The sequence below is a fragment of the Acidovorax sp. GW821-FHT09B03 genome (assembly GCF_059418305.1).
Window position 1 is genome coordinate 17485 of the sequence record NZ_JBWKPP010000002.1, and the last position, 21993, is coordinate 39477.

The window sequence follows — 21993 nt, forward strand, 5'->3', positions numbered from 1 at the left end:
ACTATGCCCACGACCCCCGAACAGAAGAAGAGCAACCTGCGCCTGGGCCTGATCCTGGCGTCGATCGCTGCTGCCTTCTTCATCGGGTTCATGGTCAAGATGGTCCTGCTGTCCTCCCGCTGAAGCAGTAGAAGGCCCTGGACCCACGCCATGAACCTGCGCCGCGAAAACGCCAAGATGGTCGGCAAGCTGGTCGTGATCGCGGCCGGCATGTTCGCCTTCGGCTACGTGCTGATCCCCATCTACAAGCACATCTGCGAGATGACGGGGATCAACATCCTGTCGCTGTCCGAGCGCCAGGTGCCCGGCAACGGCGTGGCCGGCAAGGACGTGAAGGTGCCCGCCAACACGCAGGTGGACAAGAGCCGCACCATCACCGTCGAGTTCGACGCCAATGCGCGCGGCCCCTGGGACTTCAAGCCCGCCCAGCGCTCGGTGCAGGTGCACCCCGGCGAGCTGACGACGGTGATGTACGAGTTCCAGAACGTGCAGAACCGCCGCATGGCCGCCCAGGCCATCCCGAGCTACGCACCGCGCCAGGCGGCAGCGCACTTCAACAAGCTGGAGTGCTTCTGCTTCAACCAGTATGTGCTGGAGCCCGGCGAGAAAAAGGAATGGCCCGTGGCCTTCGTGATCGACCCGCGGCTGTCCAAGGACGTCACAACGATCACCCTGTCCTACACCTTCTTCGAAGTCGGAGGCAAGACGCCCGCGGCGCCCGAATCCACGGCGGCAGCCCCCGTGCTGCAGCACCCTGCGCAAGGAGCCGGATCATGAGCGCCCCCTCGCCGGTGCAGCGCAAGGGCTCGCTGCTGCGCACTATCCGCGCGGTGGCCTGGTCCTTCGTCGGCATGCGCAAGGGCAGCGAATATGCGCAGGACGTCGAGAAGCTCAACCCGGTGCACATCATCGTGGTTGGGCTGGTCGCGGTGTTCCTGCTGGTGATCGGGCTGATTGCCCTGGTGAATTTCATTGTGTGACGACGCGGCATAGGCAAGACAGATACCGAGCGTCCCCACGAGTACCGATAACAAAAGATTTTGAGATTCAGGAGCTGAAATGAGTGCATCAACCCCCGGAACGACACCGTACTACTACGTGCCCGCCGAGTCGCGCCATCCGGCGATGGCGGCTGCCGGCCTGTTCTTCGTGATCCTGGGCGCGGGCCAGTGGATCAATGGCCACGACTGGGGCAAGTACTCCCTGGCGCTGGGCCTGGTCTGGTGGCTGTTCGTGCTCTACCAGTGGTTCGGTGATGCCATCCGCGAAAGCGAAGGCGGCCTGTACGGCCACAAGATCGACCTGTCGTACCGCTGGAGCATGAGCTGGTTCATCTTCTCGGAGGTGATGTTCTTCGGCGCCTTCTTCTCGGCCCTGTGGTGGGCGCGTTCGCACTCGGTGCCAGCCCTGGGCAGCCTGGACAATGCGCTGCTGTGGCCCGACTTCAAGGCCGTGTGGCCCAGCATCGCCGCCGGTGCCACGGCCTCGCCCGCCGGCATCGTCGAGCCCTTCCAGACCGTGGGCCCCTTCTGGCTGCCCACCATCAACACCGCGCTGCTGCTGACCTCGGGCGTGACGCTGACCATCGCCCACCACGCGCTGCGCGAAAACCACCGCGGCAAGACCATCGCCTTCATGTGGGCCACCGTGCTGCTGGGCTTCGTCTTCCTGTGCGTGCAGGGCTACGAGTACTACCACCTGTACACCGACCTGAACCTCAAGCTCAGCTCGGGCGTGTTCGGCTCCACCTTCTTCATGCTCACCGGCTTCCACGGCTTCCACGTGTTCCTGGGCATGCTGATGCTGCTGTTCATCACCCTGCGCCTGCAAAAGGGCCACTTCACCCCCGAGAAGCACTTCGGCTTCGAAGGCGCTGCCTGGTACTGGCACTTCGTGGACGTGGTCTGGCTCGGCTTGTACGTGCTGGTCTACTGGATGTAATGTCCGGCACCCATGAAAAAAGCGCCGCGAGGCGCTTTTTTTGTGCCGGCCAGGCGGATAGGGTCAGCGTGTGCTGGCGGGCAGGCCGGTGGGCTGGATATAGCCCAGTTGCCATGCGACGAGAATGCACAGGAACAGTGCGATGGACAGCCCCACCCGGATGGCCAGCGCCCACGCCATGCGGTGGCCCTTGGCCTTGTCGTCGCTGGCATCCTTGCCGCCGCGCATCATGAAGAACAGGGCCGAGGCCAGGCTGGCCAGGATAGCGATGAAGGCCAGCACAACGAGGTATTTCATGGAGCACATTATCCCGTGACCCACACGCAACGCGCCCTGGGCCCGCTTTTCTGGCTGATCCTGCTGGCGGCGCTGGCCGGCATGCTGGCCACGGCCTCGCTCGGGCGCTGGCAGCTTTCGCGCGCGGCCGAGAAAGAGGCATTGCAGGCCCGCATCGACGAGCGCACGCGCCAGCCGGCCATCGGCGGCCAGGCGCTGCTGGCCCCGGCCTCTGCCGAGGCGCAGCAGGCCCTGGTGCACCGCGCCGTGGCCCTGCAGGGCCGCTGGCTGGCCCAGCACACCGTGTACCTGGACAACCGGCAGATGCAGGGCCGGCCCGGCTTCTTCGTGATCACGCCCCTGCAGCTGGTCGATTCCGGTGCCGTGGTGCTGGTGCAGCGCGGCTGGGCGCCGCGCAATTTCCAGGACCGCATGCAGCTGCCGCCGGTGCAGACGGATGCAGGCGTGGTGCAGGTCGCGGGCCGCGTGGCGCTGCCGCCTTCGCGCCTGTACGAGTTCGAGGGCGGCGACAGCGCCAAGGGGTCTTCCCGCATCCGGCAAAATCTCGACCTGGCTGCCTTCGGGGCAGAGACGGGCCTTGCGCTGGCGCCCCTCACGGTCTTGCAGACCGGGGTTGCCGCCGAAGGGCTGCTGCGCGACTGGCCCGTCATCGGCGCGGGCGTCGACAAACACTACGGTTACGCATTTCAATGGTTCGGGCTCTGCGGCCTGATTGCACTTCTCTATGTCTGGTTCCAAATCGTCCGACGCTTCCTTCGCCCACGCCGCCAGCCAGGCGCCTGAGCGCCCTGGCAGCGGCGCGGCCCACCCGCTGGGGCTCACGGTGCACAGCCTGCCCGAGGCGGGCGATGCCGTCGCCGGCAGCCAGCGCACGCGCCATGGCCGCCTGAAGATGTTCGGCGTGCTGCTGATCTGCGCCGCCCCGGTGGTCGCCTCGTACTTCACCTACTACGTGATCCGGCCTGAGGGCCGCCGCGTCTACGGCGAGCTCATCAACCCCCAGCGCACCATGCCCGAGCTGGTGGGCACCTCGCTCGAGGGCAAGCCCGTGCCGCTGGCCTCGCTCAAGGGCCAGTGGCTGCTGGTCAGTGTGGCCGGCGGCGACTGCAACGAGCCCTGCCAGAAGCACCTGTACCTGCAGCGCCAGCTGCGCGAAACCCTGGGTCGCGAGAAGGACCGCGTGGAGTGGGTTTGGCTCGTCAATGACGCCGCCCTGCCGCCGCCGCTGCTGGCACCGGCCCTGCAGCAGGCCACCGTGCTGCGCTTGGCCCCCGAGGCCGTGGCCGGCTGGCTGGCGCCCGCCGCAGGCCAGGCGCTGCCGGACCACCTGTACGTGGTGGACCCCATGGGCAACTTCATGATGCGCTTTCCCGCCGCGATGGACCGCAGCGGCGCGGCCAAGGCCAAGCGCGACCTCGACCGCCTGCTGCGCGCGTCCTCTTCGTGGGACGAGGCCGGCCGGCCCGCCAAGCCATGACCGACGCCCAGCCCCTGTACGACCTGGCGCCGCTGGCCCGGCTCATGCTGCTGGGCGTGCTCATCGCCCTCGGCCCGCTGGTCTGGGTGTGGCTGCGCAACCGCAACAGCACGCCGCTCAAGCGCCTGCAGGCGCTCACCGTGCTCACGCTGTTCCTCACCTTCGACCTGGTGCTGTTCGGCGCCTTCACGCGGCTCACCGATTCGGGCCTGGGCTGCCCTGACTGGCCCGGCTGCTACGGCAGTGCCAGCCCGGTGGGCGCGCGCGCCGAGATCACGGCCGCGCAGGAGGCCATGCCCACCGGCCCCGTCACCCACGGCAAGGCCTGGGTGGAGATGGTGCACCGCTACCTGGCCACGGGCGTGGGCGTGCTCATCATCGCCATCACCGTGTCCTCCTGGGTGCAGCGCCGCCAGGCCAGGCAGCAGGGCGTGGCCGAGCCGCCCCTCAGCCCCTGGTGGTCCACCTTCACGCTGTTCTGGGTGTGCCTGCAGGGAGCCTTCGGCGCGCTCACGGTCACCATGAAGCTGTTCCCGGCCATCGTCACGCTGCACCTCATTGGCGGCCTGGTGCTGCTGGCCCTGCTGTGCGTGCAGGCCGTGCGCCATGCCCACTGGGCGCAGGGCCGGGTGGCCGAGCGCGTCACGCCCAGGCTGCGCCAGGGCCTGGTGTGGGCCACCGTGCTCGTGTCCGTGCAGATTGTGCTCGGCGGCTGGGTGAGCACCAACTACGCCGTGCTGGCCTGCACCAGCTTCCCGACCTGCCAGGACAGTTGGTGGCCGGCCATGGACTTTGCCCAGGGCTTCCAGGTCTGGCGCCAACTGGGCCTGCTGCAGGACGGCAGCCACATCAGCTTTGCCGGCCTCACCGCCATCCACTACGTGCACCGGCTCATGGCCTATGTGGTGCTGGCCGCGCTGCTGGCGCTGGTCTGGCGCATGCGCAAGACCGCCGTGCTGCCGGTGCATGCGCGCTGGCTGCTGGCGCTGTCGCTGGCACAGCTGGCCACCGGCCTGTCCAACGTCGTGCTCGGCTGGCCGCTGGCGGCTGCCGTGCTGCACACCGGCGGCGCAGCCGCCATGGTGGTGGTGCTGACCTGGGCGCTCGCGTCCAGCCGTGCGGCCACCGCGCCGCAAGAAGAAGAGTCCCAAGCGCCATCGCGCGCATCGAGAAGAGTGTCCGCATGAGTGTCGCCCCCGCCGCCCTTTCGTCGCCGCCCTCGCGCGTGGCGCAGTTCTATGCCTTGACCAAGCCGCGCGTGGTGCAGCTCATCGTGTTCTGCGCGCTCATCGGGATGGTGCTGGCCGTGCCCGGCCTGCCCACCGGTGCGCAGTTCGGGCGCATGGCCATCGCGTGCCTGGGCGTGTGGCTGGTGGCCGGTGCTGCCGCCGCCTTCAACTGCATCGTGGAGCAGGGCATCGACGCCAAGATGAAGCGCACCGCCTGGCGCCCCACGGCCAAAGGCGAGCTGTCCAATTCGCAGACCCTGCTGTTCTCGGCCGTGCTGTGCGGCGCCGGCTCGGCCCTGCTGTACTTTGCCGTGAACCCGCTGACCATGTGGCTCACGTTCGCCACCTTCGTCGGCTATGCGGTGGTCTACACCGTGATCTTGAAGCCCCTGACGCCGCAGAACATTGTGATCGGCGGCGCCTCGGGCGCCATGCCGCCGGTGCTGGGCTGGTCGTCGATGACGGGCGACGTGGGTCCCGAGGCGCTGATCCTGTTCCTCATCATTTTTTTGTGGACGCCGCCGCACTTCTGGGCGCTGGCCCTGTACCGCGTGGAGGACTACCGCAAGTCCGGCCTGCCCATGCTGCCCGTGACCCACGGCAACGAGTTCACGCGGCTGCAGGTGTTCCTGTACACGCTGATCCTGTTCGCCGGCTGCCTCATGCCCTTCGTCTACGGCATGAGCTCGTGGATCTATCTGATCGCCGCCGTGCTGCTCTCGGCGGGCTTCTGCGGCTATGGCTTTGCGCTGTGGCGCAAGTACTCTGACGAGCTGGCGCGCAAGACCTTCCGCTTTTCCCTCATCCACCTGAGCGTGCTCTTTGCAGCGCTGCTGGTGGACCACTACGTGCTTTGAAGCCCCACACCATGATGCAGAAACGAAACGCCTTGAAAGCCATCGCCCTGGGCGCCGCCGCACTCGCCGGCGGCACGCTGCTCACCGCCTGCTTCGACAAGAAGGAGCAGGCGCTGCAGTTCCGCGGCGTGGACGTGACCGGCGCCGACTACGCGCGCGACCTGCCGCTGACCGACCACAACGGCCAGGCGCGCAGCATGAAGGACTTTGCCGGCAAGGTGGTGGTGGTGTTCTTCGGCTTCACCCAGTGCCCGGACGTGTGCCCCACGGCCATGGCTGAGCTGGCCGAGGTGAAGAAGGCCCTGGGCAAGGACGGCGAGCGCCTGCAGGGCCTGTTCGTCACCGTGGACCCGGACCGCGACACGCCCGAGGTGCTCAAGGCCTACATGGCCAACTTCGACCCGAGCTTCCTTGCCCTGCGCGGCACCCCCGAGCAGCTGGCCGCCGTGGCCAAGGACTTCAAGATCTACTACAAGAAGGTCGAAGGCAAGACCCCCACCAGCTACACCATGGACCACTCGGCCGGCAGCTACATCTACGACCCGGCCGGCCGCCTGCGCATCTACAACCGCTACGGCAGTGGCGCCCAGGCGCTGACCGAGGATGTGAAGGCGCTGCTGAACGCCGCAGCCTGAACGCTGCTACCTGAAAGGCGCCCCTGAAAAAAAGCCCTCCCTCGCCATGCTGGCGTGGGAGGGCTGCTGGGGCCGGTGGGCTTATTCGGCCTTGATCCCGCGCATGGCGATCACGCCGCCCAGCAGGTTGGTATCGGCCTTGATGCGGTTGGCCAGGCCTTCGGGCGAGGTGCCCACCACCTGCCAGCCCTGCTGGAACAGCTTGCTGCGCACGTCGGCGCTGCGCGCGATCTCGCTGATGAGCGCGGCCACCTTGGCCTGGATGGGCTTGGGCATGGTGGCCGGGGCCGCAAACGCATTCCAGATCTCCAGGTTGTAGTTGGTGATGCCGGCCTCTGCCAGGCTGGGCACGTCGGGCACCAGCGGGCTGCGGCCGGAGGAGGTGACGCCGATGGCGCGCAGCTTGCCGGCCTTGATCTGGGCCTGGGCCAGGGCCGGGGGCAGCAGGGCCATTTGCAGCTGGCCGCCGAGCATGGCCGTGGCCACCTGGGGGTAGCCGGGGTAGGGCACGTGCACGGGGTTGATGTTGCTGCGCGACTTGAGCAGCTCGGTGCCGATGTGGCCCACGGTGCCCACACCGGGGGTGCCGTAGCTCCACTTGTCGCCGCCGTTGCGTGCGGCCACAAAGAATTCGCGGGCGTCGGCCGTGGCCGGCACGCCGGGCTGGCTCACGGGCGCAGTCAGCACCAGGGGCGAGGTGCCGATCAGGCTCAGCGGCGCCAGGTCCTTGATGGGGTCGTAGGGCACGGCGGGGTTGAGCATCTTGGCGATGGTCATGTTGCCGTTGATCATCAGGCCGATGGTGTGGTCGTCACGCGCCTTGGCCACGGCATCGGCGCCGATGTTGCCGCCCGCGCCCACCTTGTTCTCCACGATCACCGGCTGGCCCAGCGCTTTGGACAGGGGCTCGGCGATGGTGCGCGCCGTCAGGTCGGGCGAGGAGCCGGCCGGGAAGCCGACGATGATGCGCACCGGCTTGGTCGGCCAGGCCACGGGTGCTGCTGCAGCTGCCGCCACCGCGGGGGCGGCAGGCTTGGCGGCAGGTTTCTGTGGGGCTTGCTGGGCGATGGCCCAGGGGGACGACAGGGCAGCGATCGCCAGTGCCAGGGCAGCGCGGCGGGGAACAACAGGGCGTGACAAGAGCATCTCCTTGAAAGTGATCTGCAGCGGCTGCAACGCCAAAGCAAAAGGGCCCCGACGGGGCCCTTTTTGGTGGAGGAGCTTCAGCCGCGAAGCAGCGATGGTAACGCGCTCCCTGCGGTGACCGGCGCCGATGCTTATGCGTATTCCGCCAGCGCCTTCTTCATCTTCTTCATGGCGGCGACTTCGATCTGGCGGATGCGCTCGGCGCTCACGCCGTATACGGCTGCCAGCTCGTGCAGCGTCATGCCGCCCGAACCGTCGTCGTTCACCTTGAGCCAGCGCTCTTCCACGATGCGGCGGCTGCGCTCGTCCAGGTCGGCCAGGGCGGCGGCGATGCCATCGGTGGCAAGGTAGTCGCGCTGGCGCGATTCGATCATGGCGGTTGGCTCATGGGCGGCGTCGGCAAGGTAGGCGATGGGGCCGAAGGCCTGCTCGCCATCGTCGGAGGGGCTCGGGTCTAGCAGCACATCGCCGCCCGACAAGCGGGTTTCCATCTCGATGACTTCTTCGCGCTTGACGTTGAGCTGCTGCGCCACCGAATCGATCTCGCTGTCCGACAGCGTATCGCGGTGCGTGGCTGCATCGGCTGCAGCGGCATCGGCCTTGAAACCCTGCTTCATGGACCGCAGATTGAAGAACAGCTTGCGCTGGGCCTTGGTGGTCGCCACCTTGACCATGCGCCAGTTCTTGAGGATGTACTCGTGGATTTCCGCCTTGATCCAGTGCATGGCGTAGCTCACCAGCCGCACGCCCTGGTCGGGATCGAAACGCTTGACGGCCTTCATCAGGCCCACGTTGCCTTCCTGGATCAGGTCGCCGTGCGGCAGGCCATAGCCCAGGTACTGGCGCGAAATGGAGACCACCAGGCGCAGGTGCGACATCACCAGCCGGCCGGCGGCGTCCAGGTCGTTGTTGTCCTTGAGCGCGCGTGCGTAGCTTTGCTCTTCCTCGTGGGTGAGCAGGGGCAGGCGGTTGACGGCCGAAATGTAGGCGTCCAGGTTGCCCAGCGGGGGCACCAGCGCCCACGGGTTTGCGGGCGCCAAAGTCGTCGTAGCGGTTCCAGATTGAATGTTCATTCCGGGAATCCTTTCCTCTAAGGCATGATATTAGCACTCTCTTGGAGTGAGTGCTAAGGCCGAAGTTCCCCTGCTGCGGTTGGGTGATTGCCGGGGTGTCCGGGCACGATTTGCCATGGAGTGGCGTGCGTCCCCAGGGTTCCTTCCACCGGGCTTTGTCCAGCCAAGCCGGCCGAAAATCGCTTGTCTCCAGTCTAGGGAGCGTGCCTGGGCCCGGCTGTAGGAGCCCGGCCCAAGTCCGTGTCGTGATCGGCGACGGATGCGGGACCGGAGGCGGGTATCGCTACCATCGGCGGCCTCAGAACCGGACAAGTCCATGGATTCCACACCCGCCGCAGATACCCCTCCCGCCGCCGCCCCCTGGATCGCCCGCATCCCCCTGTCGCCCGACCGTGGCCGCCAGGCCCTGGTGATCGTGCATGCCGACAGGGCCACGCGCCCGGCCGAGGGGCTGCAGACGCTGCTGGGCTTTCATGCCGATGGGCAGGGCGGCTGGATATCCGCCGCTCAGGCGGATGATGGGCGCTGGGGCCTCATCGATGCCGAGGGCCGCTGGAGGGTGCCGCCCACCTTGGAGAATGCGCGCGGCTATTCCGTCGATGGCCTGGCGCGTTTCCAGCAGGGCGGGCTGTGGGGCTTTGCGGACCTGGCGGGGGCGGTGGCGATGGCGCCGCGCTTTCTGGACGTGCGGCCGTTCCGGCACGGCCTGTCGGCGGCGCGGGTGGGCGAGGACGAATGGCGCATCCTCGACCGCGAAGGGCGCTTCACCTCGGAGGCGCGTTTCCACCACCTTAGCGAGTTCGGCGCCAACGGCCTGGCCTGCGCGACCCCGTGGGACCCGCAGAACGGTGAGCGTCTGCACGGCTTTGTGGACCGGAAGGGCCGCTGGGTCATCGCGCCGCGCTTCCAGGCGGCCGAGCCCTTCGACGAGCTGGAAGTGACCCCCGCCTCGGTCGATGGTGACCTCTGGGGCCTGATCGACGCGCATGGCGGGTGGGTGCTCACACCCAACTATGCGCTCATCGACGCCTTCAACGGCGACGGCCTGGCGTACTGCGAAGGGCCCGACGATGGGGGTAGGGACGATTGCGCCTACCTGGATGCCCAGGGCCGGGTCGTCGTGCAGGGCGACGCCCACCTGGCACGGTACATGGCCTGCGGCCGGGTGGCCGGCAATGCCGAGGGCAGCCGCTTCCTGTGCGCCGACGGCACGCCGCTGGCCACCCCGGCCCTGGCCTGGGGCACCCATTTCCGGCCCGCCTGCGGCTTTGCGGTGGTGCGCACCCGCAGCAGTGGCGATGGCGGCGAGGCAGTCCCCGCGGCCTGGGGCCTGTTGCACACCGATGGCCGGGTGCTGCCGGTGGATGCTGCGCTGCGGGAGCCGCTGACCGACGCCGAGGGCTGGATACCCGCCGAGGAGCGCGGCACGCCGCTGGTGCCGTTTATCACGCGCGATGGCCAGGTGGCCTGGATCGACGGGGCGGGCGCCGTGGTCTGGCGTGCCGTGGCCGAGGGGGCGCAGGTGGTGCTGCAGGCCGCCGATGGCCGCCCGCTGTGGCGCAGCGCTGCGCAGGAGGGGCCCGTCGGGCCGCTGCAGCCGTTCTTCCACCCCCAGCCCGTCGCGCACCAGGATGCGGTGGCCCTGGCCCGTGGCCTGCTGGCCGATGCCGAGGCCGGCCTGCACGGCCTGGCGGCGGGCGCGGCGCTGGAGGGCGGGCCCGCCTATGACGAGGAGGAGGAAGCGGACGAGGACGCCGCCCCTGTGCGCCATGCCGTGCGCATGCGGCGGCTGGCGCGCACCTACCTGGGCGAAGAACACAGCGGGCACTACGAGTTCCTGGGCCCGCTGCTGGCCGGTGCCGTGGACCAGGCCCACGCGGCGGTGCTGCAGGCCCTGACCGGGCACCACGGCCCGCCCGTGCGGGACCCCGAGCACAAGGTCCCCTGGTGGTTCCCCGCCGGCCACCTGCCGCCCGCCTGGGCCGTGCCGATGGACCGTGCCCTGCCGGGAGACAGCGGTGTGCTGCGCGAGTCGCGCGAGCAATGGCTGTCGCTGTACAAGGTGGATGGCACGGGCGACGGCGACGCCTGGTGGGAGCTGTGGCTGATGGCGGCGCCGAGCGTGGACGCGCTGCAGACAGCGCAGCGCGCACGCCAGCAGGCCTTGCCGGCCGGGGAGGGCGGTGGGGGCATGCCTGGCGCGGGCGTTGACGGCCAGGCCGATGCGTCCCGCGAGCCGCAGACGCGCGAGGAATGGTTGCAGACCGTGGCCAGCAGTGGCCGCTCCATCGGCCGGGTGCCGGCCCAGTGGCTGGACGACGCCATGGTGGACGCGGCCGTTGCCGACTGGACCGCGGCGTTGGAAGACGTGCCCGCCCGGTTCCAGACGCCCGAGCGCCTGGCGGCCCTGGTGCACCAGGGGGTGGACAAGGCCACGCAGATCCCGCCCCGCTGCATGACGGCCGAAGGCCTGGCCCTGGCGCGCGCGCTGTACGCGGGCCAGCCCGACTGGGACGGGCGCGACCAGGAGCACAGCCGCGTGCCCCGGCAGTGGAACCACAACAGCCTGTACGGTGTGTGGGCTGGCCTGCTCACGCCGGCGATGGCGCTTGCGGCCGTGCGCGCGCATGCGCCCCTGCGCAGCGTGGCGCACTGGCTGCGCACCGATGCGGTGGAAGAGGCCGCCCTCAGCACCAGCCTGGACAACATCCGCGACCTCGACCCCGCCAAGATCACGCCCGCCCTGGCCGAAGCCGCCGTGCGCTACAGCGGTGACCGGATCAGTGCCATCCCGGCCCACCTGCTGACCCCCCAACTGTGCCTGATGGCGGTGCGCAACAACGGCCAGTCGCTGGCCCTGATTCCCGAGGCCCTGCGCAGCGTGGAGGTCTGTGTTGCGGCGCTCAAGGAGTCCTGGAACCAGTTCATGGAAGTGCCCGCGGCCTTGCGGGTGGAGGTGACCACGCAGCTCATCGACGAGGAGCTGGCGAAAACCGCGCGCAGGAAGAAGAAACCCGGCACGCCAGACGAGCGCAGCGAGTGGCATGCCAACCGCGCCTGGGCCAAGCTCTGGGCAGGGGACTGGCTGGGCGCCATTGCCGATGCGCAGCGCGGGGCGGGAAGGTCGGTGGACATGCACTACGTGCAGGCCAGCGCCTGGCGCGCGCTGGGCCGCCGCGACGAGGCCGCGCAAGAGGCCGCGAACGTGCTCGCGCGCGAGTCGCCCTACATCGCGATGTGGAACCGCGCCGAGGACACGCGCTGGCTGAAGGCCCTGGCGCAGGAGCACACCGCCAGGGCGCTGGCGGTCGACGATGCGGCCCTGGTGGAACTGCTGCGCGCACAGCCCGACATGCTGGGCGAGATTCCGCGCGAGCGCATCACCCACGCCATGGTGGACGCCGCGCTGCAGGCCGATGAGCGCACCGTGCGCTTCGTGCCGCGCCGCCTCCTGACGCCCGAGCGCTATGCCATCGCACTGGAGCGCAAGGCCAAGCAGTTCGGGCAGATCCCTGTCAGCATGCTCACCGAGGCGGCCTGCATCGCGCATGTGCGCAACGCGGGCTGGAACCTGGGCGCGGTGCCCCAGGCCCTGCGCACGCTCACCGTCTGCGCCTACGCGGTGCGCCACAGCGCCCGCGCCATCGAGGAGGTGCCCGAGGCCCTGCGCGAGCGGGTGCCGGCCGCGGTCCGCAAGCTGCCGCGCCAATAGGGATCTGTCCCGCACAGAGGGGGACTGGCGGTGATCCCGCTAGCGGCTGGTCGGCAGCAGCCGCTCCACCAGCGGGTGCAGCACTTTCTTGTGCGCGGCGATGGCAAAGAAGTACTCCTCCACGCCCGCGCAGGCACCCACCCGCTTGACCCCGTAGTGGGCCGTCAGCTCGTCGTGCACCAGGCCGGCCATCGGGAACACGCCCATGCCCGCCGCGCCGAAGGTCTTGAGCAGGGCGCTGTCCTCGAACTCACCGGCGAGGTTCGGCCGGATCGCCATGCGTTCGAACCACTGGTCGAGCCGGGTGCGCACGGCGGCATGGGTGGTGGGCAACAGCACGGGCACCTTGGCCAGGGACTGCGGAAAGCCGCGCCGGGCCGCTGCGTACAGCGCAGGCGGCGCATACCAGGCCAGGGCCGAGGAGGTGAGCGGGTGGCTGTAGACCTTGAGGCTGGGGTTGGGCGGTGCGGGGCGGTCGGCCAGCACCACGTCGAGCCGGTGCAGCGCCAGGTCGCCGAGCAGGTCCTCGAACTCGTCCACCAGGCACAGCAGCTTGAGGTGTGGTGCCTGCATCACCGGCTGCATCAGGCTGCGCACCGCCAGCTTGGGCAACTGGTCGGAGATGCCCACCACCAGGCGCACCGTGGGGGCGCCGGCCGCATCGCGCACGGCGGCTGGCAACTGCTCGCCCAGCTGGAAGATCTGCTCGGCCTGGCGCATGGCGGCCAGCCCCGCGTCGGTGAGCGCCACTCCGCGCCCCGAGGGTTTGAGCAGGGCATAGCCGAGCGCGCGCTCGAGCTCGCGCACCTGCGTGCTCACGGTCTGCACCGCCATGCCCAGGCGCTCGGCAGCGCGCGCGACACCGCCCTCCTTGGCGACGACCCAGAAGTAGTAGAGGTGCCGGTAGCTGAAGTCGGGGCCCATGCACTGTCCGGTTTTTCAGAACTGTCGCTTCCCAATTCGCTGCTTTCACAAAGCTGCCACCTGGCTATCGTGGTGCCAGGCACGCAGACCACAGGGTGGCCGTGGGGCGGGCCACCACACCGACCCGTCGGAAGGAGACAGCCATGTTGAGAGTCCTTGTTCCATCGGATGGTTCCGCCAATTCGCTGCATGGCCTGCGCCATGTGATGGGCGAGTTTGCGAAGAACCGGGATCTGGCGATCCATGTCCTCAACGTGCAGCCGCCGTTCTCCCAGCATGTCTGCGATTTCAGCAGCAAGAGCGACCGCACGGAGTTCCACCAGGAGCAGGCCGAACGCGCGCTGGCGCCGGTGCGCCAGGCGCTGGACGGCGCCGGCATCCCTTACACCGTGCACATGGAGGTCGGCGACAAGGCCGACTGCATCGTGGCGGCCGCGCGCCGGCTCGGCTGCGATTGCATCGTCATGAGCACGGCGCGCAAGAGCTCGCTGGTGCGCATGGTCGAGAACTCGGTCACCAACCAGGTGATCGAGCGCACGAGCGTGCCTGTGGAGGTGATCGCCGGCGAGCCCGCATCGAAGCTGGAGCGCTTCGGCATCCCCGCGGGCGTGGGCGCGGGCATCCTGGTGCTGTGGATGGCCGCCAGCTGAGCGGGCACAGGGCCTGGTGATGACCAGCAGCATCGACACCCTGGCCACCGGCCCGATGTGGGCCGGCTTCATCGCCTTCGTGCTGGCCATGCTGGCGCTGGACCTGTTCGTGCTGGGCGGCAACAAGGCGCACCGCGTTGCGCCGCGCGAGGCCGCGGGCTGGGCGCTGGCCTGGGTGGCCCTGGCCTGCGGCTTCGGCGCGCTGCTGTGGTGGTACCTGGACGGCGTGGCCGGGCGCGAGGTCGCCAACCGCAAGGCGCTGGAGTTCTTCACCGGCTACCTCATCGAGCAGGCCCTGTCGGTGGATAACATGTTCGTGTTCGTGATGGTCTTCGGCTACTTCGCCGTGCCGCCGCCGCTGCAGCGCCGCGTGCTGCTGTACGGCGTGTTGGGCGCGATCGCCATGCGCGCCGTGATGGTGCTGGGGGGCGTGTGGCTGGTGTCGGAATTCGCCTGGGTGCTCTACGTCTTCGGCCTGTTCCTCGTGGTCACCGGGATCAAGATGCTGGTGCTGGCCGAGCGCAAGCCCGACCTGGAGCACAACCCCCTGCTGCGCTGGCTGCGCGGCCACCTGCGCATCACGCCGGGCTTCCACGGCCAGGCCTTCTTCGTGCGCATCGGCGGGGTGCGCCATGCCACGCCGATGCTCCTGGTACTGCTGATGATCGAGGCCAGCGACCTGGTCTTCGCGGTGGACAGCATCCCGGCCATCTTTGCCGTGACCACCGACCCCTTCATCGTCTTCACCTCCAACATCTTCGCCGTGATGGGCCTCAGGGCCCTGTACTTCCTGCTGGCCGACATGGCCGAGCGCTTTCGCCTGCTCAAGTACGGCCTGGCGCTGGTGCTGGTCTGCATCGGCACCAAGATGCTGGTCGCGCCCTGGTACCACCTGCCCACGCATTGGTCGCTGGCGATCGTGGGCGCCATCATTTTGGTGTCCATGGTGCTGAGTCTGAAGCTCCCCGGCACCAAGCCGTCCACGCGCGCGGGGTGAGCGCCGGGATCGGGATGCACTTGTCCGATCCGAGCCTGGAACTGGCCAGAACGATCATTCTCACGGCCGGACCTGCGGGCGATAGTGGCAGCCCTCCCATCCACTGTCCCCCCGCGAGAACCTACCGTGCCCCTCATCAGAAACTGGCTTCCCCTTCTTCTTGTTGTTGTTGTGTCGACCGCCCTGTGCTGCACCGCGCAGGCGCAGCAGACCTACCCTACGCGGCCCATCACCCTGCTGGTGCCGTTTCCAGCCGGCGGCCAGGCTGACGCACTGGCCCGGGCCACGGCACCGGCGCTGCAAAAGGAGCTGGGCCAGCCAGTCATCGTGGAGAACACGGCGGGCGTGGGCGGTGCGCTGGGCGCGCAGCGCGTGCTCAACGCGCCGCCCGACGGCTACACGCTGATGTTCGGCACGCCCATTGAGCTGATCCAGACGCCCATGGCCGTGGCCGGTGCCAGGTACCAGCCCGACGCCTTTCGCATGGTGGCGCCCGTGCTGTCCACCTACCTGATGATGGTGGTGCGCTCCGAGCTGCCGGTGAACAACGTGGCCGAGTTCGTGGCGCTGGCCAGGTCGCGCGCCGCCAACGAACTCAATTACGGCAGCGTGGGCCGCGGCTCGGCCTACCACCTGGTGGCCGAGCGCTTTGCCCAGGACACGGGCGTGAAGATGGTGCACGTGCCCTACCGGGGCGCGCAGCAGATGATCACCGACCTGGCGGGCGGCCAGATCGACATGGGTTTCCTCGCGATGGGTGGGCCGGTGCCCGGGCTGCTGCAGACGGGCAAGTTCAAGGCCATCGGCTACACCGGCACCACGCGCCACCCGGCCTTCCCGAACGTGGCGACCCTCAACGAGAGCAAACTCGTCAAGGACTTCAACTTCGACCTGTGGGGCGCCGTCATGGCCCACCGCAACGTGCCCGAGGCCGTGGTCGCCAAGGTGCATGCGGCCGTGAACACGGCGCTGCGCCAGCCGCAGTTCCGCAAGAACCTGGAGGCCACGGGCGTCATCCCTGCCGAGCCCACGAGCCTGGCCAGGGCGGCCACCTTCTACGCGTCGGAAACCGTGCGCTACCAGCGGGTGGGCAAGTCGATCGACCTGCAGCCCGAGTAGGGCCCCCGGGGGGCCGGGCGTCGCTAAGGGACTTTCCGGGTAGCCGCAGAGGCGCCCACAGGGCACCATCGCGGCATGTACTCCGACATTGCAGAGGGCACGCTTCGCGCGGACCCGGCCCGGGCTGCCATGGCGGCGGTCCAACTCCCCTGGAGCCAGGCGTCCTCGGCCGCGGCGGGCGAAAAGCGCTTCGCCCCCTCCAAGCTCTCGGTGCTGGTCGAGGTGGCCCAGGAGCTGGGCTGGCCCGTGGATGCCGTGCTGGCCGGCACGGGGCTCGACGCGGCGGCCATCCGCGACCCGTTCACGCTGACTTCGCCGTCCCAGTTCCTGCATGCCGCGCGCAATGCCGTGCGGCTGCCCCGCGGCTACGAGGCCGGGGTGCGCGTGGGCGCCCGGCTGCACGCCTCGTGCTACGGCATGTACGGCTATGCACTGCTGTGCTCCGAGTCCATGCGGCAGATGTTCGACACCGGCGTCCGCTTCCACCAGCTGGCCAACGGCATGCTGCAGATCAAGTGGGTCGAGCAGCAGGGCCTGGCCACCTGGCTGCTGCCTTCGCACGACACCCTGCTCGTGCGCGACGTGGACGAAGCGCTGTACCGCCTGCTCATCGACCTGCAGTTCGCCGTGCATGTCACCCTGTTCAAGGACACCATGGGGCCCTGGTGCCTGCCCCAGGGCGCCAGCTTCACCTGCCCAGAGCCACCCCACGCGGCACTGCTGGCGCAGCTGCTGGAGTGTCCGCTGGCCTTCGGCCGGGCGCAGAACACGCTGAGCTACCCGGCCGCCTGGCTGGACCGCGCGCCGCAGCTGGCCAACCCCATCACGGCGGCCCATGTCTCCAGCCAGTGCCTGCGGCTGCTGGAGGATTTCCGCTGGCATGCGGGCATTACCCGGCGCGTGTACCAGGAGCTCACGCGCACGCCGGGCCAGTTCCCGGACATCGAGGTCGTCGCCGAGGCGCTGAGCATGACCTCGCGCACCCTGCGGCGCAAGCTGGAGGCGGAGGGCACCTCGTTCACCGACCTGCTGGCCAGCGTGCGCAAGGCCCTGGCGATCGACTACCTGAGCACCACGCGCCTGGGCGCCGACGACATCGCCGCGGCCATCGGCTTCAGCGACGCGGTGAGCTTTCGCCACGCTTTCAAGCGCTGGACCGGCAAGTCCCCCAGCGAGTACCGCCGGAAGGCGGGCTTCCTGCAGGGCTGACCGACCGGTCCGGCAGGGGTGTCCGCAGCGGACACCCATTGGCCGATGGCGTCATTCCGGCGCGCGCCGGGTCCTTCGATACTGGGGTGGGCATCTTGCGATGCACACATAACCAAGAAGGAGACAACGAGATGATGGCGATGAAACGCAATGCACTGTGGTGCGCGATGGCGGCCGCATCGGCAGGGCTGCTGTCGGCTTGCGGCGGTGGCAGCGATGACGGGCCGCAGCGCGGCGCGCTGCTGGAGGCGCCCGCCAGCGTGGCCACGCTCTCGGCCGCGCAGATCGATGCCGCCATGGCCGCCGGCGGCCTGCAGGCGCTGACCGGCAAGGCGCGCTGCGACGTGAAGATCGTCGCGCTGAACTACCGCACGGTGGACCCGAAGACCGCCGACGCCAACGTATCGGGCGCCATGCTGGTGCCCACGGGCACCGCCTGCAGCGGGCCGGCGCCGCTGGTGGCCTACGCGCGCGGCACCGACGTGGCCCAGGGGCGCACCATGGCCAGCGCCACCGATGCCGAGACCGGCATGGCCATGGGCTTCCTGGCCGCGCAGGGCTATGCCGTGGTGCTGACGGACTACCTGGGCTACGCCAAATCGACCTTCCCCTACCACCCCTACCTGCATGCCGATTCGGAGGCTGCGTCGGTGATCGACTCGATCCGCGCGGCGCGCAATGCGGCGGCGGGCGTGGGCGCCAACCTGTCGGGCAAGGTCATGCTGGCCGGCTACTCGCAGGGCGGGCATTCAGCGTCGGCCGCGCAGCGCAACGGCGAGCGCGACAACGCGGCCGAGCTCAACATCGTCGGCGCCGCGCTCATGGGGGCACCGTTCAACGTGTCGGACTCGGCCCGCCAGCCCATCGCCGGGGTGCAGGTCTTCGTGCCCCTGGCCATCACGGCCTGGCAAAAGACCTACGGCAACATCTACACGGATGTGAACACGGTCTTTCGCAAGCCGTATGCGGACACCATCGAGAACCTGATCCCCTCGCGCACGCTGAACGTCGCCACCATGGTCGCCAGCGGTGCGCTGCCCGGTGCCAACGGCGAATCGCCCGAGCAGGCGCGCGCCGCCATCCTGCAGCCGGCCTTCCTGGCCGACTATGTATCCAACAACCAGAACCCGGTCTACCTGGCGGCCAAACGCAACGACCTGATGGACTGGACACCGCGCGCCCGCACCCTGCTGTGCCAGGGCTCGGGCGACCCGACCATCCCCTACGCGCTCAACCAGAAGGCCTTCAAGGCCCTGCTCGACGCGCGCGGCGCCACCCACGTGACGGCGGTGGACGTGGACGCCCAGGTGCAGGCCACCTTCGGCACCAACGGCGCGGCGCCCACCGACCCGGCCAACCCGGCCTTCGCCAAGTACTACGGCGGCTACCACGGCAGCTACGCGCCGCCGTTCTGCTTTGCGCAGGCGCGTGCGCTGTTCGATACGGTGAAGTAAACAGACCGCCCCCCAAGGCCATCCCGCCCCGGGTCCGGTGACCTGGTGGTGTCAGGTCGTGCGGAACTGCCTGCGGTAGGCCAGCGGCGAGACCTTGAGCGCCGCCGCGAAATGCTGGCGCATCGAGGCCGGGGTGCCGAAGCCGGCCTTGTCGGCCACCGCGTCGATGGATTCCTCGGTGGTCTCCAGCAGGCGCTGGGCCAGGGCCAGGCGCTGGTGCAGCAGCCACTGGCCCACGGTGGTGCCCATGGCCTCGCGGAAGTTGCGCGTGAAGCTGCGGCGGCTCATCAGCGCCTTGCCGGCCAGGGCATCGAGGTCGTGCGGCTGCTGCAGGTTGTGCAGCATCCAGGCGACCACAGGGCCCAGGCGGTCGCGCTCGGGCGCGGCGCGCACGGGGGTCTCGATGTACTGCGCCTGGCCGCCCTGGCGGTGCGGGGCCACCACCATGCGGCGCGCCGCGCGGTTGGCCGCATCGGCCCCGTGGCGCACGCGCAGCAGGTGCAGGCAGCAGTCGATGCCGGCGGCCGTGCCGGCCGAGGTGAGCACGTCGCCATGGTCCACGTACAGCACCTCGGGCTGTAGCACCACGTGGGGATAGCGCTCGGAAAAGCGCTCGGCCAGGTACCAGTGGGTGGTGGCCGTGCGGCCTTCGAGCAGGCCCGCCTCGGCCAGCACGAAGGCCCCCAGGCACAGGCCCACGATGGTGGCGCCGCGGTGGTGCGCGCGGCGCAGCGCGTCCAGCAGTTCCGGTGGTGCCGCGCGCGTGTCGTCGAACCACGAGGGCACGACGATGATCTGCGCCTTGCGCAGTATCTCGAGGCCGTGCGCGACATGGATCGCAAAGCCCGCATTGGTGCGCAGCCCGCCGGGCACTACGGCGCAGACCGAGAGCGCGAAGCGGTGGCTGCGGTCCTCGTCGCGGTCCTCGCCGAAGACCAGGCACGGCACCGACAGGTGGAAGGGGCTGATGCCGTCGAAGGCGACCACGGCGACGGTCTCGGGCCGGGCGGGGGGCGGTAGGGTCAGCATGGCCCGATTCTATCGATGATTGGCATTCGGGCCGCTATCGGCCAAGAGCGGTGATGCCTAAGATTCACTCCATCGCAACCCCAATGGAAACACCGACCATGTCCACCGCACCCCGCCGCGCCCTGATCGTCATCGATGTCCAGAACGAATACTTCGACGGCGGCCTGCTGCCCATCGAATACCCGCCCGTGCAGCAAAGCCTGCCCCGCATCCTGCAGGCCATGGACGGCGCACACGCCGCCGGCGTGAAGGTGGTGGTGGTGCAGCACCATGCGCCCAAGGGCGCGCCGGTGTTCCAGGCCGATGCCCACAACGGCCAGCTGCACCCCGAGGTGGCACGCCGCCACCGCGACCACCTGATCACCAAGGCCACGCCCAGCGCGTTCACGGGCACCGACCTGGCGCAGTGGATCGCCGACAACGGCATCGACACGCTCAGCGTCATCGGCTACATGACGCACAACTGCGATGCCTCCACCGTCTTCGAGGCCATGCACCGCGGGCTGTCGGTGGAGTTCCTGGCCGATGCCACGGGCGCACTGCCCTACGAGAACGCGGCGGGCTATGCCAGCGCCGAGGAGATCCACCGCGTGTTCAGCGTGGTGTTTCAGAGCAACTTCGCCGCGGTGGCCAGCACCGAGGGCTGGCTGGCGGCGGTGCGCGATGGCCAGCCCCTGGCCAAGGACAACGTGGTGGTGTCGAACCAGCGCGGCCGCGCACGCGCAGCCCGCGCCTGAGTTCGCCTGGCCACCGCCACCATCAACCGGCCAGGTCGCGCAGCGCCCCTGCCAGGGTCGGGTGCTCGAAGCGGTAGCCGGCCTGCTGCGCGGCCCGGGGCTCCAGGTTCTGCCCGTCGAGCAGCAGGGTGGCCATCTCGCCCAGCAACCAGCGCAGCGGCGCCCCCGGTATGCGCAGCCAGACCCGGCGGCCGAAGGACTGCGCCAGCGCCAGGCTGAAGCCCGCCTGCGACGGGGTGTCCGGCGCCACGGCGTTGACCGCGCCCTCCAGCGCCGGGTGTGCCAGGCCGAAGCGGATCAGCCCCAGCGCATCGGCCAAGTGGATCCAGGGCGCCGGCTGCCGGCCCGAGCCGAGCACCGCGCCCAGCCCCAAGCGGGCGCTCCATGCGAGCATGGGGTAGGCGCCATCGCCCTGGCCCAGCACCACGCCCAGGCGCAGCCGCACCACACGCACGCCCAGGGCCTCGGCGCGCCGGGCCTCGTGTTCTATGGCCACACACAGGTCGGACTGGAACTCGCCTGGCCGGGGCGGGCCGTCCTCGGCCAGGGCCGCGCCATCGAAGTTGTTGGCCGCACCGTAGTAGCCCACGGCCGACGCGCTGACCAGCACCTGCGGCACCTGCTGCAGCCGGCGCATCAGCTGCACCAGGGCCATGGCCACCTGCGTGCGGCTTTCTACCAGCTCCCGCCGGCGCGCGGCCGTCCAGGGCCGGCCCAGCACCCGGGCGCCTGCCAGGTGCACCACGGCGCCGATGTGGGTTTCGCTAGGGATCTGGTCCAGCTGCTCCACCACCCACACGCCGGGGCCGAACATGCCCTGCGCCTGGCGCGCATCGCGCGACAGGGCGATGACGCGCCGGCCCTCGGCTTGCAACTGCCGCACCAGGGCGCTGCCCACGAAGCCGGTGGCGCCGGTGACCAGCACGGCCGGCCCAGATGGCCCAGGTGGCGGCGTGTGCGCCCCAGGGGCGGGCGTCGATGCCTGCTGCGCGACCGCGCGCCCGAGTCGGCGCACGGCGCGCGCATTGCGCACGCTCCACGCCAGCACGCCCACGCCGTACAGCGTGAACAGCCAGGAGACCCAGCCGTGGGGGTGGAAGTGCAGTGCGGTGTTCATCGAAGCCCAATCTTGCAGCACCGGCACCATCAGCGCCACAAAGCCCCCATAGCTGATGGTGAGCACGGTGTGCAGCAGGCGCTCGAAGGGCGGCAGCCGGCGCGTGCGGTCCTCTTCCAGAAAGTCGGCCAGGGTGATCAGCACCTCGGCCGCCAGAATCAGCGCCAGCACGCCGGCCATGGCGCCGCGCCATTCGAACCAGGCCAGGCCCAGGAAGACCAGCCCGTACAGGGCCTCGCGCGCGGCATGCAGCGCGAGTTCGCGGCGCGCCGATACGCGCTGCGGCAGGCGCGCCTCCCACTCGTGGTGCCAGAGGTTGTCGAAGGCACCGAGCACGGACTGGAAGGACAGGAGCAGAAAGACGGTATTCATAGTGGACTCACTCACTTA

Annotated in this window: 22 protein-coding genes; 16 read left to right on the forward strand and 6 right to left on the reverse strand. The window is 69.4% G+C overall.

Annotated elements, in window-relative coordinates:
- Positions 1-3 precede the first annotated feature (3 nt).
- The 4 genes from AC07PA_RS03420 (at position 4) to AC07PA_RS03435 (ending at position 1941) form a co-directional block, all read left to right on the forward strand.
- On the forward strand, positions 4-123 hold the full coding sequence (locus AC07PA_RS03420; RefSeq protein ID WP_007859051.1) for a cytochrome oxidase small assembly protein: 120 nt from the start codon (positions 4-6) through the stop codon (positions 121-123).
- A gap of 27 nt (positions 124-150) precedes the next feature.
- The gene (locus AC07PA_RS03425; RefSeq protein ID WP_007859049.1) at positions 151-777 is read left to right on the forward strand and encodes a cytochrome c oxidase assembly protein; all 627 of its coding nucleotides are present in this window, start codon (positions 151-153) and stop codon (positions 775-777) included.
- Positions 774-980, forward strand: coding sequence for a DUF2970 domain-containing protein (locus tag AC07PA_RS03430; protein ID WP_007859048.1), 207 nt, complete (start codon positions 774-776; stop codon positions 978-980). Before AC07PA_RS03425 ends, AC07PA_RS03430 begins: the two co-directional genes overlap by 4 nt.
- A 79-nt stretch (positions 981-1059) precedes the next feature.
- Positions 1060-1941, forward strand: coding sequence for a cytochrome c oxidase subunit 3 (locus AC07PA_RS03435; RefSeq protein ID WP_007859047.1), 882 nt, complete (start codon positions 1060-1062; stop codon positions 1939-1941).
- 63 nt (positions 1942-2004) lie between these two features.
- Here the strand turns inward: AC07PA_RS03435 and AC07PA_RS03440 are convergent, their stop codons facing one another.
- Positions 2005-2238 carry a twin transmembrane helix small protein gene (locus AC07PA_RS03440; protein WP_007859046.1) on the reverse strand — a complete coding sequence of 78 codons (234 nt, stop codon included), beginning with the start codon at positions 2236-2238 and terminating at the stop codon, positions 2005-2007.
- Positions 2239-2253: 15 nt separating this feature from the next.
- On the opposite strand from AC07PA_RS03440, the gene AC07PA_RS03445 reads away from it, so the two are divergent.
- The 5 genes from AC07PA_RS03445 to AC07PA_RS03465 are packed head-to-tail and all read left to right on the forward strand — an operon-like array spanning position 2254 to position 6436.
- A complete protein-coding gene (locus AC07PA_RS03445; RefSeq protein WP_007859045.1) occupies positions 2254-3021 on the forward strand; it encodes an SURF1 family protein in 768 nt (255 codons plus the stop codon).
- Complete coding sequence (locus AC07PA_RS03450) at positions 2963-3715, forward strand: redox-active disulfide-containing membrane protein (protein ID WP_494604174.1); 753 nt, start codon at positions 2963-2965, stop codon at positions 3713-3715. The genes AC07PA_RS03445 and AC07PA_RS03450 overlap by 59 nt, the downstream gene beginning before the upstream one ends.
- Positions 3712-4902, forward strand: a complete 1191-nt coding sequence (locus AC07PA_RS03455) for a COX15/CtaA family protein (protein ID WP_494604175.1) — start codon at positions 3712-3714, stop codon at positions 4900-4902. The genes AC07PA_RS03450 and AC07PA_RS03455 overlap by 4 nt, the downstream gene beginning before the upstream one ends.
- Entirely contained in the window at positions 4899-5801 is a 903-nt protein-coding gene (gene cyoE, locus AC07PA_RS03460) for a heme o synthase (protein ID WP_494604177.1), read from the forward strand. The genes AC07PA_RS03455 and cyoE overlap by 4 nt, the downstream gene beginning before the upstream one ends.
- A 14-nt stretch (positions 5802-5815) precedes the next feature.
- A complete protein-coding gene (locus AC07PA_RS03465; protein ID WP_494604718.1) occupies positions 5816-6436 on the forward strand; it encodes an SCO family protein in 621 nt (206 codons plus the stop codon).
- 81 nt (positions 6437-6517) lie between these two features.
- Here the strand turns inward: AC07PA_RS03465 and AC07PA_RS03470 are convergent, their stop codons facing one another.
- Complete coding sequence (locus tag AC07PA_RS03470) at positions 6518-7582, reverse strand: Bug family tripartite tricarboxylate transporter substrate binding protein (protein WP_494604179.1); 1065 nt, start codon at positions 7580-7582, stop codon at positions 6518-6520.
- A 131-nt stretch (positions 7583-7713) separates the two neighbouring features.
- Positions 7714-8655: an RNA polymerase sigma factor RpoH gene (rpoH, locus tag AC07PA_RS03475; RefSeq protein ID WP_007851592.1), complete on the reverse strand. Its 942-nt coding sequence runs from the start codon at positions 8653-8655 to the stop codon at positions 7714-7716.
- A 316-nt stretch (positions 8656-8971) separates the two neighbouring features.
- Between rpoH and AC07PA_RS03480 the strand changes: the two genes are divergently transcribed.
- The gene (locus AC07PA_RS03480; RefSeq protein WP_494604181.1) at positions 8972-12367 is read left to right on the forward strand and encodes a WG repeat-containing protein; all 3396 of its coding nucleotides are present in this window, start codon (positions 8972-8974) and stop codon (positions 12365-12367) included.
- A gap of 39 nt (positions 12368-12406) precedes the next feature.
- Here AC07PA_RS03480 and AC07PA_RS03485 read toward each other — a convergent pair whose 3' ends face one another.
- The gene (locus tag AC07PA_RS03485; protein ID WP_494604183.1) at positions 12407-13291 is read right to left on the reverse strand and encodes a LysR family transcriptional regulator; all 885 of its coding nucleotides are present in this window, start codon (positions 13289-13291) and stop codon (positions 12407-12409) included.
- Between the two features lie 143 nt (positions 13292-13434).
- On the opposite strand from AC07PA_RS03485, the gene AC07PA_RS03490 reads away from it, so the two are divergent.
- From AC07PA_RS03490 to AC07PA_RS03510, 5 genes are all read left to right on the forward strand, one after another.
- Positions 13435-13941: a universal stress protein gene (locus tag AC07PA_RS03490; RefSeq protein WP_007850625.1), complete on the forward strand. Its 507-nt coding sequence runs from the start codon at positions 13435-13437 to the stop codon at positions 13939-13941.
- Positions 13942-13960: 19 nt separating this feature from the next.
- The gene (locus tag AC07PA_RS03495; protein ID WP_494604185.1) at positions 13961-14938 is read left to right on the forward strand and encodes a TerC family protein; all 978 of its coding nucleotides are present in this window, start codon (positions 13961-13963) and stop codon (positions 14936-14938) included.
- Positions 14939-15109: 171 nt separating this feature from the next.
- The gene (locus tag AC07PA_RS03500) at positions 15110-16057 is read left to right on the forward strand and encodes a Bug family tripartite tricarboxylate transporter substrate binding protein (protein WP_052024331.1); all 948 of its coding nucleotides are present in this window, start codon (positions 15110-15112) and stop codon (positions 16055-16057) included.
- 75 nt (positions 16058-16132) lie between these two features.
- Positions 16133-17266: an AraC family transcriptional regulator gene (locus tag AC07PA_RS03505; protein ID WP_494655363.1), complete on the forward strand. Its 1134-nt coding sequence runs from the start codon at positions 16133-16135 to the stop codon at positions 17264-17266.
- Between the two features lie 131 nt (positions 17267-17397).
- The gene (locus tag AC07PA_RS03510; protein WP_494604189.1) at positions 17398-18720 is read left to right on the forward strand and encodes a lipase family protein; all 1323 of its coding nucleotides are present in this window, start codon (positions 17398-17400) and stop codon (positions 18718-18720) included.
- 51 nt (positions 18721-18771) lie between these two features.
- Here the strand turns inward: AC07PA_RS03510 and AC07PA_RS03515 are convergent, their stop codons facing one another.
- Positions 18772-19749 (reverse strand): GlxA family transcriptional regulator, encoded by a 978-nt coding sequence (locus tag AC07PA_RS03515; RefSeq protein ID WP_007850613.1) that lies wholly within the window; start codon positions 19747-19749, stop codon positions 18772-18774.
- Positions 19750-19847: 98 nt separating this feature from the next.
- On the opposite strand from AC07PA_RS03515, the gene AC07PA_RS03520 reads away from it, so the two are divergent.
- On the forward strand, positions 19848-20486 hold the full coding sequence (locus tag AC07PA_RS03520; RefSeq protein ID WP_494604192.1) for a cysteine hydrolase family protein: 639 nt from the start codon (positions 19848-19850) through the stop codon (positions 20484-20486).
- A 22-nt stretch (positions 20487-20508) separates the two neighbouring features.
- Here AC07PA_RS03520 and AC07PA_RS03525 read toward each other — a convergent pair whose 3' ends face one another.
- Positions 20509-21975: a TIGR01777 family oxidoreductase gene (locus AC07PA_RS03525; RefSeq protein WP_494604194.1), complete on the reverse strand. Its 1467-nt coding sequence runs from the start codon at positions 21973-21975 to the stop codon at positions 20509-20511.
- Positions 21976-21993 lie beyond the last annotated feature (18 nt).

Excerpts from the sequence above, each read along its gene's own strand:
- AC07PA_RS03450 (WP_494604174.1), top strand. The coding sequence starts at position 2,963 with ATGTCTGGTTCCAAATCGTCCGACGCTTCCTTCGCCCACGCCGCCAGC.
- AC07PA_RS03425 (WP_007859049.1), top strand. The coding sequence starts at position 151 with ATGAACCTGCGCCGCGAAAACGCCAAGATGGTCGGCAAGCTGGTCGTG.
- AC07PA_RS03430 (WP_007859048.1), top strand. The coding sequence starts at position 774 with ATGAGCGCCCCCTCGCCGGTGCAGCGCAAGGGCTCGCTGCTGCGCACT.
- AC07PA_RS03520 (WP_494604192.1), top strand. The coding sequence starts at position 19,848 with ATGTCCACCGCACCCCGCCGCGCCCTGATCGTCATCGATGTCCAGAAC.
- AC07PA_RS03470 (WP_494604179.1), bottom strand. The coding sequence starts at position 7,582 with ATGCTCTTGTCACGCCCTGTTGTTCCCCGCCGCGCTGCCCTGGCACTG.
- AC07PA_RS03455 (WP_494604175.1), top strand. The coding sequence starts at position 3,712 with ATGACCGACGCCCAGCCCCTGTACGACCTGGCGCCGCTGGCCCGGCTC.
- AC07PA_RS03495 (WP_494604185.1), top strand. The coding sequence starts at position 13,961 with ATGACCAGCAGCATCGACACCCTGGCCACCGGCCCGATGTGGGCCGGC.
- AC07PA_RS03480 (WP_494604181.1), top strand. The coding sequence starts at position 8,972 with ATGGATTCCACACCCGCCGCAGATACCCCTCCCGCCGCCGCCCCCTGG.
- AC07PA_RS03440 (WP_007859046.1), bottom strand. The coding sequence starts at position 2,238 with ATGAAATACCTCGTTGTGCTGGCCTTCATCGCTATCCTGGCCAGCCTG.
- AC07PA_RS03435 (WP_007859047.1), top strand. The coding sequence starts at position 1,060 with ATGAGTGCATCAACCCCCGGAACGACACCGTACTACTACGTGCCCGCC.
- AC07PA_RS03505 (WP_494655363.1), top strand. The coding sequence starts at position 16,133 with ATGTACTCCGACATTGCAGAGGGCACGCTTCGCGCGGACCCGGCCCGG.
- cyoE (WP_494604177.1), top strand. The coding sequence starts at position 4,899 with ATGAGTGTCGCCCCCGCCGCCCTTTCGTCGCCGCCCTCGCGCGTGGCG.
- AC07PA_RS03510 (WP_494604189.1), top strand. The coding sequence starts at position 17,398 with ATGATGGCGATGAAACGCAATGCACTGTGGTGCGCGATGGCGGCCGCA.
- AC07PA_RS03420 (WP_007859051.1), top strand. The coding sequence starts at position 4 with ATGCCCACGACCCCCGAACAGAAGAAGAGCAACCTGCGCCTGGGCCTG.
- AC07PA_RS03465 (WP_494604718.1), top strand. The coding sequence starts at position 5,816 with ATGCAGAAACGAAACGCCTTGAAAGCCATCGCCCTGGGCGCCGCCGCA.
- AC07PA_RS03515 (WP_007850613.1), bottom strand. The coding sequence starts at position 19,749 with ATGCTGACCCTACCGCCCCCCGCCCGGCCCGAGACCGTCGCCGTGGTC.
- AC07PA_RS03485 (WP_494604183.1), bottom strand. The coding sequence starts at position 13,291 with ATGGGCCCCGACTTCAGCTACCGGCACCTCTACTACTTCTGGGTCGTC.
- AC07PA_RS03525 (WP_494604194.1), bottom strand. The coding sequence starts at position 21,975 with ATGAATACCGTCTTTCTGCTCCTGTCCTTCCAGTCCGTGCTCGGTGCC.
- rpoH (WP_007851592.1), bottom strand. The coding sequence starts at position 8,655 with ATGAACATTCAATCTGGAACCGCTACGACGACTTTGGCGCCCGCAAAC.
- AC07PA_RS03490 (WP_007850625.1), top strand. The coding sequence starts at position 13,435 with ATGTTGAGAGTCCTTGTTCCATCGGATGGTTCCGCCAATTCGCTGCAT.